The 13,352-nt window shown below is 69.4% G+C and carries 12 protein-coding genes and 1 pseudogene; 7 read left to right on the top strand and 6 right to left on the bottom strand.

Annotation, left to right across the window (positions count from 1 at the left end):
* Positions 1-1,162 (top strand): PAS domain-containing protein (locus D588_RS0104255; RefSeq protein ID WP_026143362.1); only part of this gene is annotated, 1,162 nt, incomplete at its 5' end.
* Between the two features lie 69 nt (positions 1,163-1,231).
* On the opposite strand, the gene D588_RS0104250 is transcribed toward D588_RS0104255, so the two are convergent.
* Positions 1,232-1,618: a hypothetical protein gene (locus D588_RS0104250; RefSeq protein WP_017915092.1), complete on the bottom strand. Its 387-nt coding sequence runs from the start codon at positions 1,616-1,618 to the stop codon at positions 1,232-1,234.
* A gap of 362 nt (positions 1,619-1,980) precedes the next feature.
* Between D588_RS0104250 and D588_RS0104245 the strand changes: the two genes are divergently transcribed.
* Both D588_RS0104245 and D588_RS0104240 read left to right on the top strand, forming a co-directional pair.
* Entirely contained in the window at positions 1,981-2,661 is a 681-nt protein-coding gene (locus D588_RS0104245) for a hypothetical protein (protein ID WP_017915091.1), read from the top strand.
* Between the two features lie 321 nt (positions 2,662-2,982).
* Positions 2,983-4,047, top strand: coding sequence for a metal-dependent hydrolase (locus D588_RS0104240; RefSeq protein WP_017915090.1), 1,065 nt, complete (start codon positions 2,983-2,985; stop codon positions 4,045-4,047).
* A 7-nt stretch (positions 4,048-4,054) separates the two neighbouring features.
* Here D588_RS0104240 and D588_RS0104235 read toward each other — a convergent pair whose 3' ends face one another.
* From D588_RS0104235 to D588_RS0104215, 5 genes are all read right to left on the bottom strand, one after another.
* A complete protein-coding gene (locus D588_RS0104235) occupies positions 4,055-4,882 on the bottom strand; it encodes a class I SAM-dependent methyltransferase (RefSeq protein WP_017915089.1) in 828 nt (275 codons plus the stop codon).
* A gap of 26 nt (positions 4,883-4,908) precedes the next feature.
* Entirely contained in the window at positions 4,909-5,907 is a 999-nt protein-coding gene (gene dusB / locus D588_RS0104230) for a tRNA dihydrouridine synthase DusB (protein ID WP_017915088.1), read from the bottom strand.
* 54 nt (positions 5,908-5,961) lie between these two features.
* Entirely contained in the window at positions 5,962-6,567 is a 606-nt protein-coding gene (locus D588_RS0104225; protein ID WP_017915087.1) for a DUF4893 domain-containing protein, read from the bottom strand.
* 94 nt (positions 6,568-6,661) lie between these two features.
* Entirely contained in the window at positions 6,662-7,615 is a 954-nt protein-coding gene (locus tag D588_RS0104220; RefSeq protein ID WP_017907558.1) for a ribokinase, read from the bottom strand.
* A 68-nt stretch (positions 7,616-7,683) separates the two neighbouring features.
* A complete protein-coding gene (locus tag D588_RS0104215; protein WP_017911618.1) occupies positions 7,684-8,982 on the bottom strand; it encodes a nucleoside transporter C-terminal domain-containing protein in 1,299 nt (432 codons plus the stop codon).
* 231 nt (positions 8,983-9,213) lie between these two features.
* On the opposite strand from D588_RS0104215, the gene D588_RS0104210 reads away from it, so the two are divergent.
* From D588_RS0104210 to D588_RS0104195, 4 genes and pseudogenes are all read left to right on the top strand, one after another.
* Positions 9,214-10,185 carry an aldo/keto reductase gene (locus D588_RS0104210; protein ID WP_017915086.1) on the top strand — a complete coding sequence of 324 codons (972 nt, stop codon included), beginning with the start codon at positions 9,214-9,216 and terminating at the stop codon, positions 10,183-10,185.
* Positions 10,186-10,385: 200 nt separating this feature from the next.
* The gene (locus D588_RS0104205; protein ID WP_017907561.1) at positions 10,386-10,586 is read left to right on the top strand and encodes a hemin uptake protein HemP; all 201 of its coding nucleotides are present in this window, start codon (positions 10,386-10,388) and stop codon (positions 10,584-10,586) included.
* Between the two features lie 175 nt (positions 10,587-10,761).
* Positions 10,762-12,981 carry a TonB-dependent hemoglobin/transferrin/lactoferrin family receptor gene (locus tag D588_RS0104200; RefSeq protein WP_017915085.1) on the top strand — a complete coding sequence of 740 codons (2,220 nt, stop codon included), beginning with the start codon at positions 10,762-10,764 and terminating at the stop codon, positions 12,979-12,981.
* Between the two features lie 6 nt (positions 12,982-12,987).
* Positions 12,988-13,352 (top strand): annotated as a pseudogene (locus D588_RS0104195) (Hemin transport protein); the annotation flags it as partial.

The following is a 13,352-nucleotide window of genomic DNA, read 5'->3' as shown; positions in this document are numbered from 1 at the left end:
CCGCCTGCGCGCGGCGCTGGCAGCGGCCGCCGGCGGCGATCCGGTGCGGGTGCCGTTGCTGGAGGAGTTGGCGCGGCTGCAGGAAAACAGTGGCGATACGGCCGCGGCCATCGCCACGCTGCGGCGCGCGAATGCGGAGGCCGCGGCGCTGGTCCGCGCGCAGCACGATCGCCAGTTGGACTGGCTGCGGATCCGCTTCGACACCGCCGAAAAGCAGCGCACCATCGATGCCCTGCAAAGCGAGAACCGCCTGCGCCAGGTCCAGCTGCGGCAACGCACGTTGCTGCTGTGGCTGGCATTGGTGTCCGGCGTCGCCGCCGCGCTCGGCCTCTGGCTGTGGCTGCAGCGTCGCCGCCAGCGCGAACGTTTGCTGCAAGCCGCACGGCAGGTCCGCCACGAGGAGCAACTGGCCCGCTATCGGCGAGAGGCGGATGCGCTGGCCGAGGATCGCAGCCTGCTGCAGACCCTGCTCGACAGCCGCGAGGACGCGCTGTGCCTGCTCGATGCCGAAGGCCAGGTCCTGGCCACCAATCGTGCCGGCCGCCTGCTGCTCGGCGGTGCGGACGACGCCGAACCGGTCGGGCAGCCGGTGTTCGCCTGCGTTGCCGAGGGCGACCGCCCGGCGTTGCAGGCGGCGCTGGAGCGGATGGAGGACAGCGCGGCGCAGCGCCTGGAGATCGTCGCACGGCATGGCACGCCGCTCGCCGTGACCTTCACGCCCTGGCGCGGCGGCGATGGGCTGGTCGTCCTCGGCCTGCAGGAACGCGACCGTGGTGCGGTGGCGGACACCGCGCAGGCCGAGCACACGCCAGCGGAGGCCGCCGCGCCTGCGTTGCGCGATGCCTTCCGGCGCGCGCTGGTCGACCTGATGCTGGCGGTCATCGACACCTGGGAGCGCGCCACCGCGACCGGTCGCCTGGAGTTGGCCGAGCGCAGCCGCATCTGGCGCGTGAACATCGACGACGGCCGCCTGCGTGCGCGGGCGATGGAGCGCTACCTGGCGGTCTCCAAATTGCCTAGCAACCCGCGCTGGCGGGACGTGCTGCGCTCGGCCTATTTCGTGCTCGCGCACTGCGGAGAGCTGTCGGCGGAGGCGCGCGCCGCCTTGCAGTCGAGGATCGACACGGTGCTTGCCTACACCCGCCGGGACGCGCTCGGCTGAGCAAGCCCGGCACTTCTCCTGCCGGCGATCGTCGGCTGCGCTAACCGGCGAGCGCGCCTGCATGGCGCGTCAGCGTCCGCGCTTGGCCGGGCAGACCACGCAGGCGCCCTTCAAGCCTTGCTCCATGCGGTAGGCGCTGTGGTGGTCGCGTGCCAGGAAGGTCGTCGGGCCGAGCACGATGGGCTTGGCCGAGCGCGACGGCGCCACCACCTCGCAATAGGCGGCGATGGTGTTCAGCGTATTGGTGTACGGCTCGTGGCTATCGACCACGCCGCACTTGTCCATCGTCTGCCGCAACTGCTCGCCGTCGAAATCGAATTTCACCACCACCTCCGGTTCCTGGCTCTCCTCCAGGCACCAGTCCGGCGGCAGGGTGTCGTGGGCGTGGGCGGCCAGGGGTATGGCAAGCAGCACCGCGACGAGGGCGGCATGGAAGAGGGAACGGTGGGTGGGCATCGGAACCTCGCAATGCGCAGAGAAGAGACTGCAGCCTACGAATGGCGGCGGCGCGGATGCCAGCGCATCCGCGGGTATAGACCGGGAACAAATCCGCCTAAGGCCTTGATTTTTCGGCAGTGGCATCCGTGCCGCAGGCGCGAGGCGCGCCACCGTGCAGTCGCTCCGCCTGGCACGGCGTCGCCAATCCGACCCGGTTCGTTCCGTGGGCGGCCCGGCTTCGCCCTCGTGCCACGCCGACGCGCTGCCTAGCCTGGAATCGCCGGATCGCAGCGTGTGCCGATGCGGCGGTGGCCATCCCCCGGGGGCGATCCACGCACCCCAGCCATTTCCAATCCCTTCCATATAGCGAGAGAACGCTCATGAAGAAGAAGTTCCTTGTCGCAACCGCTCTGCTGGTGGGCAGTGTCGTCGGCGCCCCTGCGCTGGCGGCGGAAAACCCGGTGGACCAGGCCGGCATCCAGCACAACATGTACTTGGGCTGCCTGATGGACCTGAATGCCACCGCCGATGACGCGCTGACACTGTTGGTCAAGAAATGCGGCTATGCGCCTGGCGTGCCGCTGGAGCGGTACATCGCCACGCAGCAGCCCATCATCGATTCGGTCGATCCGACTCGGCCGCTGACGGAAAACGTCGCAGGCTTGCGTCAGCAGCTCAGCGCTTACGAATTCTCGTTCATCGTGCGGATCGACCAGATCGTGGAGAACGCCGAGGACTTGGACGTGGCGGCGCGGCAGTTCGAGGAACTGGAACGGGAGGCGATCGCGCGGCTCGATCCCAAGTCGCAGAACGGCGCGCTGGTTCTTGGCGGGTTGAGCGTGGCCAGGCACTCAACGCGCTACTGGTCCAAATATGCTGCCGAGCACGGCAATGGCACCATGGCGAAGGGGCGCTTCTGGAAATGGTTGGGTGTCATCGCCGCGGATGTCGGTGGCTTTTTTGCCTCGCATAACGACGTCGGTGCGGCAGCCACGACCTCCGGTCAAGCTCATAACGTGCTCTTTGGCACGACTACCACAACTCCCAATCCGGAACCCTGAGTCGATCCAGCCGTCCGCCAGCAGTTGGGCATGCCCGATCCAGGCAGACGCGCACTACGGAAAGGTGCCAGGCCGGCGCCTTTCCGTACAAGGCTTTACATACAGCGGTGGGAGCGTCATCGGCCTCCATGAGCGGCGTAGAGGTCTACATGGGAGCTGCCGGTCATGCGGTCGCGACAGTTCGCTGCGACCGAATCCTCTCCGCACCGGTTGCTGTATCTTCGGAATCGCGAAGAAGCGTCTCTATCGCGACTGCACCACAAAGACCGCCTAGCGTCACCATCGGCGTCCCGCTCGCCGCATCGCTGCTAGCATCGGCCGATGGATTCCCTCACTCAGATCGTCCTCGGCGGTGCCATTGCCGCCGCCATCGCGCCGGCTACGCATCGGCGCGCGGCTCTGCTTGCGGGTGCCGCGCTTGGCACCGTGCCCGACCTCGATTCGCTGATCCTGCTGCCGCTGACCCGCGATCCCGTCACGTTGATGACGGTGCATCGCAGCGTCAGCCATTCGCTGTTCGTGCTGCCGCTGCTCGGTTGGCTGATCTGGTGGCTGTTCCGCCGCTTCGGCCACGGGCGGGTCGCCGAGGCGCCGCGCCGCTGGTTCTGGGCGATCCAACTGGCGCTGATCACCCATCCGCTGCTGGATGCGTTCACCGTCTATGGCACCCAGCTGTGGTGGCCGCTGCGGCCGTCGCCGACGATGTGGTCGAGCGTGTTCATCATCGATCCCGCCTACACGCTGTGGCTGCTGCTGGCCTGCGCCATCGCCTGGTTCGCCCGCGCGCGCCGCGTGGGGCAGCAGGCGTTGCTGGTCGGGTTGCTGTTGAGCAGCGCCTATTTGGGCTGGTCGCTGCTGGCCAAGCACCTGGTCGATCGCGAGGCCGACCGCGCGCTGGCTGCGATGGGCCTGGCGCAGGCGCCGCGCTTCTCGGTGCCGATGCCGTTCAACACGCTGCTGTGGCGGGTGGTGGCGATGACCCCGAGCGGCTACGTGATCGGCGAGCGCTCGCTGGTCGCCGATCGCGGGCCGATGCGCTTCCAGCGCTATCCCTCCAACACCCAGGCGCTGGCGCAGGTGCGCGACCTGCCGGCGGTCCAGCGCCTGACGTGGTTCAATCGCGGCTTCATGCGCGCGCAGGTCAAGGACGGCGAACTGGTGCTCAGCGACCTGCGCATGGGCCTGGAGCCGGACTACAACTTCAACTTCGCGGTGGCGCGACAGCAGGGCGACGGCTGGGCGGCGATGCCGCCGCGGCAGCTGCAGGCCGCGTACCGGGCGCCGGTGGCACGTGGGCAGATTGGTGCAGCGCTGGCGCGGATGTGGCAACGGATCTGGACCGAACCGGCATCGCCCGCGCCGGTCGGTGCGGTAGCGCCGCCGTGAACACGGCTCAACAGACGGTGGCGTGCGCCTGCACGAACGAATAGAAGAACACCGCATCCGGGTCGCTCTGCACCTGGGCCATTTCCCGGCGCATGCCGGCCACGGTCTCCTCATCCACCGCGCCGGCCTGCAGCAGCCGTTCGGCCGCCGACAGCAACAGTTCCTCCCAGAACCCGATCATGGTCTTGCGCCGCGCCGGCTCGCGGTTGTCCAGGTGCAGCGTCTTGATCTCGGTGCTGACGTCGCGATAACCGCCGGCCAGCAACAGGTTGCCGAGCTTGGCACCGACGAACGGGTCGCCGCCGTGGTCGTACTGGAAGTCGTTGAACGCCATCCAGTAGCGCCACACGTTCGGCGAGTACGGATGCAGCAGGAACGAGGCGTTCATCACCTCGGTCACGTACACCGGCGACCCCGGTGCCAGCACCCGCCGCACTTCGCTGAGCACCCGCGCCGGCGACGGCACGTGCTCCAGCACCCAGCACAGGAACGCCGCATCGAAGCTGCGCGGTTGGAATGGCAGGTCGCCGGCATCAGCCTGCTGCAGGGTGTAGCGGTCCTGGCACCAGGGCATGCGCTGCAGGTTGTCGCGTGCGGCCTGCAGTTGCGCCTCGCTCAGGTCGATGCCGGTGACGTGCAGCTCCGGGAAACGCCGCAGCAAGACTTCGGTCTGGGCGCCGACGCCGCTGCCCACTTCCAGCAGGCGCCGCGCGCCGGTGTAGTCGATCTGGTTGAACAGGGTGGCTTCCAGCAGCCGGGCTTGTTTCAGCAGGCGTGCCTGTTCGGTGTCGGAATAGCCGTGCAGATAGGTCGGGGTTTCGGGAGACGTGCCCATGGCGGTGCTCAAGGGAGAAGAAGACGTCAGGCGGCGGCGGACAAGGCCGGCGGCACCCCGGCGATCAGCGCGTCGAAGTACTCGGCGGTCAGCGCCAGTTGCGCCTGCGCGCTCTCGGCGCGGTTGACCACGGCGCGGAACGCGGCGTTCTCGGGTTGATCCTTTGCATACCAGCCCAGGTGCTTGCGCGCGATGCGCACGCCCTGTGCCTCGCCGTAGAAATCGTGCAGCGCCTGCAGGTGGCCGAGCAGGGTGTCGCGCACGAACGCCAACGACGGCGCCGGCAGGAGTTCGCCGGTGGCCAGGTAGTGCGCGATCTCGCCGAAGATCCACGGCCGGCCCTGCGCCGCGCGCCCGACCATCACCGCATCTGCGCCGGTCGCGGCCAGCACCTGCGCCGCCTTCTGCGGCGAGTCGATGTCGCCGTTGGCGATCACCGGAATGCGCAGCATCGCCTTGATCTGGGCGATGGTCGCGTACTCGGCCTGGCCGCTGTAATGCTGGTCGCGGGTACGCCCGTGCACCGCCAGCGCGGCGATGCCGCAGTCCTCGGCGATGCGCGCGATGACCGGGCCGTTGCGATGGTCGCAGTCCCAGCCGGTGCGGATCTTCAGCGTCACCGGCACCGGCGAGGCCTTCACCACTGCACTGAGGATGCGCGCCACCAGCGCCTCGTCGCGCATCAGCGCCGAGCCGGCCCAGGCGTTGCACACCTTCTTCGCCGGGCAACCCATGTTGATGTCGATCAGTTGCGCGCCGTGGTCGGCGTTGTAGCGCGCGGCCTCGGCCAGTTGCTGGGGTTCGGTGCCGGCGATCTGCACGCTCACCGGGTCCGGCTCGCCGGCGTGGTCCATGCGCTGCAGCGACTTGCGGGTCTGCCAGAAGCGCGGATCGGAGATGGTCATTTCCGACACGGCCAGGCCCGCGCCCAGCCGCTTGCACAGCAGCCGGAACGGCTTGTCGGTGACCCCGGCCATCGGTGCCAGGATCACCTTCGGTTCGATCGTGTAGGGGCCGATACGCATGCCGCTAGTGTAGCGGGGCGCATGCGCTGGCGGGCCGGGCGGCCCGCGCGGCCGTCAGCGCATCAGCTGGTACAGCTCGAAGCCGTTGTCCTTGCCGTCCAGGATCAGCAGCAGTTCGTCCGGGCCCAGCGCGACCAGGCGGCCGACGCTGTTGCCGTGCGTGCCGTCGGAGGCATGGCCGGGCGCGTAGGCCGCTTCAGGCTCGTCGTTGACCGTGCTGGCGCCGAGGAAGGCCAGCTCATGGCTGCCGGCGGACAGCGGATACAGCGTGCCGCTGCGGCGCTGCGAGCCGCTGGTCTTGCTCAGGTGGTAGCCGCAGGGATCGCGGCGGATCTCGGCCTTGAAGTAGGGATAGGCGTAGGCGAAGTGCGGGTCGACCTGGATCGAGCGCACCTTCCAGCGGCCTTCCAATGTGCCCGGCTGCTGCGGCGTCTGCGCGCGCTGCAGCAGGGTCCGCGCCAGCGCCGCGCCCTTCTCCTGCTCGGCATCGTCGTAATGCGCCGCGATCACCTGCTGCAGGCGTTCGGCGGAGACGGTCACCGCGGCGCGGTCGGCGTCGGCGGCCAGGCTGTTCCAGTCGCAGCGCGGTGCCGCGGCGGCGGACAGCGGGAGCAGCAGCGCACACAGCAAGGCGAACGGGATGACGGAACGGCGGGGCATCGGCAACTCCTTGTCGGATGCGTGGCCGGCGCAGCGCCGGCGCTGGTTTGTGATGGCAGGCGACGGCGACGGCCGGCACCGTCGCGCCGATCGCTCAGCCGGCCTCGGGCGTCAGCCGCGGCATCGATGCCGCCGCGCCTTCGGCCTCGGTGGATCGCGCCGCGTAGTGGTTGGCGAAGCGCACGTGGGTGGCGAACGCGGCGTTCGGCGACTGCGCCAGCGACGCCACCAGGGCGCCGTTGAAGGCATCGCCGGCACCGGTGGTGTCCACGGTATGCGCGGTTTCGGCGCCGATCCGGTAGTAGGGCTGGGTGTCGCCGAGCAGGCGCTCCTCGGGGTGCGAGATGAACGCACCGACCGCGCCCAGCGTCACCACCACGGTGCCGCCCGGCAGCAGCTTGCGGCACAGCGCGTGCAAGCTGCCGCCATCGGTGGCGGCGACGTCGTCGGCGTCCACGCGCACGCCGACATGGCGGGCGAGCAGGGCGGCGAACTCGGTTTCGTTGGGGGTCAGCACGTCGGCCAGCTTGAGCAGGCCGATGCTGGTCTGCGCGTTGGCCGGGGCGGCGTTGAGCACCGTGGTCAGGCCGGCCTCGCGGGCCAGCGCCAGGGTGCCCTCGATGGTCTCGATCGGCGATTCCAGCTGCGCCAGCAGCACCCGCGCCGAGCCCAGCAGCGGACGCTGCGCCTGCACGAAGTCCAGGCTCAGCGCGGCGTTGGCGCCGGCGCCGATGACGATGGTGTTGCGGCCGTGGCCGTCGACGTAGATGCCGCCGGTGCCGGTCGGCTCGCTGCTGGCCTCGGCGACCAGGGCGATACCGTCCTGCGCGGCCAGGCCGCGCGCCATCGCGCCGCCGGCGTCGTCGCCGAGCGCGCAGACGAAGCTGGTACGCGCGCCGGCGCGCGCCGCCGCCACCGCCTGGTTGAAGCCCTTGCCGCCGGGGCCGGTGCTGTAGCGGCCGGCGATGGTCGCCCCCGGTGCGGGCAGATTCTCGCAACGCCACACATGGTCGACATTGAACGAACCGACGACGATGACCGAACTCATAGGCATGTACTGCTTCTCGACTGGAACTGAAAAAAAGAAAGACGGGTGCGGCGGATGCCGCGGCCGGATCAGGCGAAGTGCGACAGCACCCCGGCGATGGTCGCGGTCATGAAGGTGGCGATCGAGCCGCCCAGCACCGCACGCAGGCCGAAGCGGGCCAGGTCGTGGCGGCGCTCGGGGGCCAGGCCGCCGATGCCGCCGATCTGGATCGCGATCGAGCTGAAGTTGGCGAAGCCGCACAGCGCGTAGGTGGCGACCAGCCGGCCTTCCGCGCTCAGGCTCACGCCCGGCACCTGGCCCTGGACGATACGCGACAGCTCGGTATACGCGACGAACTCGTTGATGACCACCTTCTGGCCGATCAGCGAACCGACCGTGGTTGCATCCGGCCACGGCGTGCCGATCACCCAGGCCACCGGCGCCAGCACGTAGCCGAAGATGGTGGACAGGTTGGTCGGGCGGCCGATCACGCTGGCCAGGCCGGTGACGTCGCCGATCCAGGTCAGCGGCGCATTGACCAGCGCGATCAGGGCGATGAACGCCAGCAGCATCGCGCCGATGTTCAGCGCCAGGCGCAGGCCGTCGCCGGCGCCGGCGGCGGCGGCATCGATCACGTTGCTGGTGGTCTTCTCCACTTCCATCTTGACCGTGCCGCGGGTCAGCGGCGTGCCGGTCTCCGGGATCAGCAGCTTGGCCACCACCAGCGTCGCCGGCGCGGCCATGATGCTGGCCGCCAGCAGATGCTTGGCGTAGAACGCCTGCTGCGCCGGATCGCCGCCGCCGAGCATGCCCACGTAGGCCGCCAGCACGCCGCCGGCGATGTGCGCCATGCCGCCGATCATCATCGTCAGCAGTTCGGACTCGGTCATGCGCGGGATGTACGGACGCACCGTCAGCGGCGCCTCGGTCTGGCCGATGAACACGCTGGCGCAGACGCTGGTGGTCTCGGCGCCGGACACGCGCATCACCTTGGTGATCGCCCAGGCCATCACCCGCACCACCGCCTGCATCACCCCCAGGTGGTACAGCACGCCCATCAGCGCGGAGAAGAAGATGATGGTCGGCAGCACCTGGAAGGCGAAGATGAAGCCGTAGGTCTTGGTGTCGAGCAGGCTGCCGAAGATGAAGCTGGAGCCTTCGTTGACGAAGCTCAGCACCTTGACGAACACCTGGCCGAGCCAGTCGAACACCTCACGGCCGCCCGGGACCAGCAGCACCAGCGAGGCGAACCCGATCTGCAGGACCAGGCCGGTCGCGACCAGCTTCCAGTCCACCGCCCGGCGGTTGTTGGAGAACAGCCAGGTGATCCCGATCAACACCGCCAAACCGAACAGGCCGAAGCCGATCCTTCCCAATCCCTCGACCATCTGCGTCCCCGGTCCCCGACCAAAGACGGGAAGCCTAGTGCAGGGGGTGACGGCCGGCAAGGCGAGGCGTGTTCAGTCGGGGGATTCGGGATTGGGGATTGGGGATTCGCAAGAGCGGGGCGCCTGGCTGCCGCCGGCGTGGCGGCGCCGAAGGGGCCTTGCGGCAGCGCCGCTACACTGTGCGGCCGCCCGCCGGCCGTGCCGCGGGTTCGCTCAGCAGGAGGAGTTGCCATGCAATACCGTCGCCTCGGTGCCACCGGGCTGCAACTGTCGGCGCTGTCGTTCGGCGCCTGGATCAACTTCGGCGGGCAGACCGGCCGCGACGAAGCGCGCAACCTGATCGCCGCCGCCTGGGACCACGGCATCAACTTCTTCGACAACGCCGAGGTCTATGCGCACGGCCGCGCCGAGCAGGTGATGGGCGACGTGATCGCCGACCTGCGGCTGCCGCGCGACGGCTTCTGCGTGTCCAGCAAGGTCTACTTCGGCGCCGTGGAATCGCCGCGCCCGACCCAGCGCGGGCTGTCGCGCAAGCACGTCACCGACGCCTGCCATGCCGCGCTCAAGCGCTTGCGGGTGGAGTATCTGGATCTGTACTACTGCCACCGCCCCGATCCGGACACGCCGGTGGAGGAAACCGTGCGCGCGATGGACGCGCTGATCCGCCAGGGCAAGGTGCTGTATTGGGGCACCTCCGAGTGGCCGGCCGAGCGCATCCGCGAGGCGGCGCAGGTGGCGAGCGCGCTGGGCCTGCACGGGCCGTCGATGGAACAGCCGCAGTACAACCTGCTGCATCGCGAGCGCGTCGAGCAGGAGTACGCGCCGCTGTACGCCGAGCTCGGCCTGGGTACCACCATCTGGTCGCCGCTTGCCTCGGGCCTGCTGACCGGCAAGTACAACGACGGCATCGATCCGGCCTCGCGGCTGGGCCAGGAGCGCAATGCCTGGCTGCAGCAGGAGGTGATCGGGCCGCCGGCGCAACGCCGGGTCGAGCGCGCGCGCGCCTTCACCGCGCTGGCCGCGGACGAGGGCGTGGCGCCGGCGTCGCTGGCGATCGCCTGGTGCCTGCGCAACCCGCACGTGTCCACGGTGATCCTCGGCGCCAGCCGGGTGTCGCAGCTGCTGGAGAACCTGGCGGCGCTGGAGCTGGCCGCGCGCGACGACGCGGCGTGGTGGGAACGGGTCGACGCCGCGGTGCGCTGACGACGGCATGCGCTTGCGCCGCCGCAATGCAGCGGCGGCGCGGCGGCGCGGCGGCGAAGGCGTTGATGTGTGGCGATCTTTGGAATCTTTCGTGGTCGGGGTTTTGATCGGGATTGCGAATCGAATCGGGCGAGAATGGGTCTTGATTAAGTATTGAGAATCATTATCATCTCGATGCACCCCGTGGATGGAGTTCGACCATGACCGCTCAACCCGTGCTGTTGCGTCACCCCGAGACCCTGAGCCTGCGCGAGCGCACCGTGCCGCGCGCAGTCCCGGCCGAAGAAACCATCAGCAGCCAGGCGCTGCTCAAGGGCCGCCGCGAAGTGCTGATCCAGCACGGCGACCGCGTCTATCGCCTGCGCCACACCAGCAACGACAAGCTGATCCTGACCAAGTGATGCCCCCCGGCCGCCGCGCGCGGCCGGTCTCCCCGCTCGATCTGCCGCCACCTGGCCCACGCCCTTGCGCGTCGGCCGCGGCCGCCTCGCAGTCGCGATCCTTCTCTCCCCCTCGGCCAGGCGCGGACCCCGTGCCGTGCCGGTCGAGGGTCTTCCGCGACCACCGATGCTCTCCATGTTCCGTACCGCCCCGCTCACCGGCGCGCTGTGGCTGGCCCTGGCCGCCGGCGCGCATGCCGCTCCTGTTTCTGCCGACACCTCCGCCGACGCCGCCAGTGCGGCGGCCGCCATCCGCGATTTCGATCGCCTGCAGGTCACTGCCACCCGCACCCAGCGCGCCATCGTCGACGTGCCCGGCAGCGTCGACGTGATCGACCGCGAACAGATGGACCGCGCACTGGTCCACGACCTGAAGGATCTGCTGCGCTATACGCCCGGCGTGTCCGCCACCAGCAACAGCGGCCGCTTCAGCGGCATCTCCGGCATCCGCATCCGTGGCCTGGACGGCAACCGCGTGCTGATCCAGACCGACGGCATCCCGGTCTCGGACACCTTCAGCTTCGGCAGCTACCTCAACGCCAACCGCAACTTCGTCGACATGGACACGCTCAAGCGCGTGGAGATCGTGCGCGGTCCGGCCAGCGCGCTGTACGGTTCGGATGCGCTGGGCGGGGTGGTCGCCTACGTCACCAAGGATCCGGCCGACTACCTGGCGCCGGGCAAGGACAGTTACGTCGGCCTGAAGTTCGGCTACGAGAGCGAGTGGAAGGGGTTGTTCGCCGGCGCGCTGGTCGCCTTCGGCGGCGACCGCTGGAGCGGCATGGCCGCGGTCAGCCATCGCCAGGGCCAGGAAAGCGAAACCCAGGGCGACAACCGCAGCATCGGCGTCGCCCGCACCGCGCCCAATCCGCTCAGCAGCGACGGCCGCAGCCTGCTCAGCAAGCTGGTCTACGCGCCCAGCGCCAATCAGCGCTTCAAGCTGACCGTCGAAGGCAACGAGGACTACTCGCGCATCGATGCGCTGAGCAACGTCACCGCCAGCATCCTGTCGCAGCGCGGCCGCGACCATCAGACCCGCGCCCGCGTGTCGCTGGCACACGAGGTGGACCAGCTCGACACGCTGCTCGCCGACGACCTGCAGTGGCAGCTGTACCGCCAGGACAGCCAGAGCCTGCAGCGCACCGACGAACGCCGCAGCAACGGCACGCTGCGGCACATGGAGCACGACTTCGACCAGCGCCTGTACGGACTGCAGGCGAATCTGCACAAGCGGGTCGATCAGGGGCGCATCGTGCACGACATCAGCTACGGCATCGACCTGTCGCACACCGATACCCACGAGAAGCGCGATGGCCACACGCTGAACCTGCGCACCGGCACGATCAGCAAGACCGTGGGCATCGAAACCTTCCCGGTCCGCGACTTCCCGATCACCGAGACGCTCAAGGCCGGCGCCTACCTGCAGGACGAGATCGCGCTGGCCGATGGCCGCTTCAGCCTGACCCCGGCGTTGCGTGCGGACTATTACCGGCTGTCGCCGCAGGTCGACGCGATCTTCGCCACCGACAATCCCGGCGTGGCGGCGAAGAAGATCAGCGACCGCAACGTCTCGCCCAAGCTCGGCGCGATCTGGCGCCTGGACGATGCCTGGTCGCTGTACGCCAACTACGCGCACGGCTTCCGCGCGCCGCCGTACAACGACGTCAATATCGGCTTCACCAACCTGCTCATCGGCTACACCGCGATCGCCAATCCCGACCTGAAGCCGGAGACCAGTCGCGGCGCCGAACTGGGCGTGCGCTACGCCGGTCCGGCGGTCTACGCCGGCCTGAGCGCCTACCGCAACGCCTATCGCGACTTCATCGAGTCCTACCGCTTCGTCGGCTTCAACGCCAACGGCCTGATGCTGTATCAATCGCGCAACGTCGACCGGGTGACCATCCGCGGCGTGGAGGCCAAGGCCGGCATCGACTTCGGCGCACTCGATGCGCGCTGGAGCGGCTGGTCGCTGCAGGCCAGCGCGGCCTATGCGCGCGGCGACAACCGCACCGACGGCACCCCGCTCAATTCCGTGGATCCGCTGCGTGGCGTGCTCGGCCTGGGCTACGACCACAGTACCTGGGGTACGCAACTAGTCGCCACCGCGGTGGCGAAGAAGCGCCGGCCGGAACTGCCGAGCTATTACACGCCGGCCGGCTACGCGACGCTCGACCTGCTCGCGCATTGGCACTTCACCGAAGGTGCGCGGCTCGACGTGGGCGTGTTCAACCTGGCCGACCGCCGCTACATCGACTGGAACATGCTGCCCGGCGCGACCCTGGCCCGCAGCCGCGTGCTCGACCGCTACACCGGCGCCGGGCGCAACGTCTCGGTCAGCCTGGCGCTGGACTGGTAGCCCTACATGCGCATCGCTGCGCCAGCGCGTACCGGCCCGGAGCGGATCGCCGCGCCGCTGCCGCGCCCGGCGCAACTGGCCGCACTGGGCACGGTGTTGTGTCTGTACCGCGCCCACACCGGCGCCGAACTGATCGGCTGGCGCCACGCCTGCAGCGTGGCCGCGCACCTGGATGTGGACAGCGACGGCGTGCTGGAGAGCCTGCGCTTCTACGATCGCCAGCAGCAGTGCTGCTGGCGCCTGTACCTGCTGCCCGACAGCGATTTCGTCGCCTGGGACATGCTGCTGTCGGCGCTGCCCGCGGCGCAGGATGCCGCCGACGGCGGCGTCGCCGAGCGGCTGTGGCGGCGCGTCGCCGGCCGCCTGCGCGG

Source organism: Xanthomonas sp. SHU 308 (assembly GCF_000364645.1).
GTDB classification, from domain to species: Bacteria; Pseudomonadota; Gammaproteobacteria; order Xanthomonadales; family Xanthomonadaceae; genus Xanthomonas_A; species Xanthomonas_A sontii.
Note: the sequence above shows the minus strand (reverse complement) of the source record. Positions and strands in the feature narration are given on the sequence as shown.

Excerpts from the sequence above, each read along its gene's own strand:
- D588_RS0104250 (WP_017915092.1), bottom strand. The coding sequence starts at position 1,618 with ATGCCCACCCACCGTTCCCTCTTCCATGCCGCCCTCGTCGCGGTGCTG.
- D588_RS0104245 (WP_017915091.1), top strand. The coding sequence starts at position 1,981 with ATGAAGAAGAAGTTCCTTGTCGCAACCGCTCTGCTGGTGGGCAGTGTC.
- D588_RS0104240 (WP_017915090.1), top strand. The coding sequence starts at position 2,983 with ATGGATTCCCTCACTCAGATCGTCCTCGGCGGTGCCATTGCCGCCGCC.
- D588_RS0104235 (WP_017915089.1), bottom strand. The coding sequence starts at position 4,882 with ATGGGCACGTCTCCCGAAACCCCGACCTATCTGCACGGCTATTCCGAC.
- dusB (WP_017915088.1), bottom strand. The coding sequence starts at position 5,907 with ATGCGTATCGGCCCCTACACGATCGAACCGAAGGTGATCCTGGCACCG.
- D588_RS0104225 (WP_017915087.1), bottom strand. The coding sequence starts at position 6,567 with ATGCCCCGCCGTTCCGTCATCCCGTTCGCCTTGCTGTGTGCGCTGCTG.
- D588_RS0104220 (WP_017907558.1), bottom strand. The coding sequence starts at position 7,615 with ATGAGTTCGGTCATCGTCGTCGGTTCGTTCAATGTCGACCATGTGTGG.
- D588_RS0104215 (WP_017911618.1), bottom strand. The coding sequence starts at position 8,982 with ATGGTCGAGGGATTGGGAAGGATCGGCTTCGGCCTGTTCGGTTTGGCG.
- D588_RS0104210 (WP_017915086.1), top strand. The coding sequence starts at position 9,214 with ATGCAATACCGTCGCCTCGGTGCCACCGGGCTGCAACTGTCGGCGCTG.
- D588_RS0104205 (WP_017907561.1), top strand. The coding sequence starts at position 10,386 with ATGACCGCTCAACCCGTGCTGTTGCGTCACCCCGAGACCCTGAGCCTG.
- D588_RS0104200 (WP_017915085.1), top strand. The coding sequence starts at position 10,762 with ATGTTCCGTACCGCCCCGCTCACCGGCGCGCTGTGGCTGGCCCTGGCC.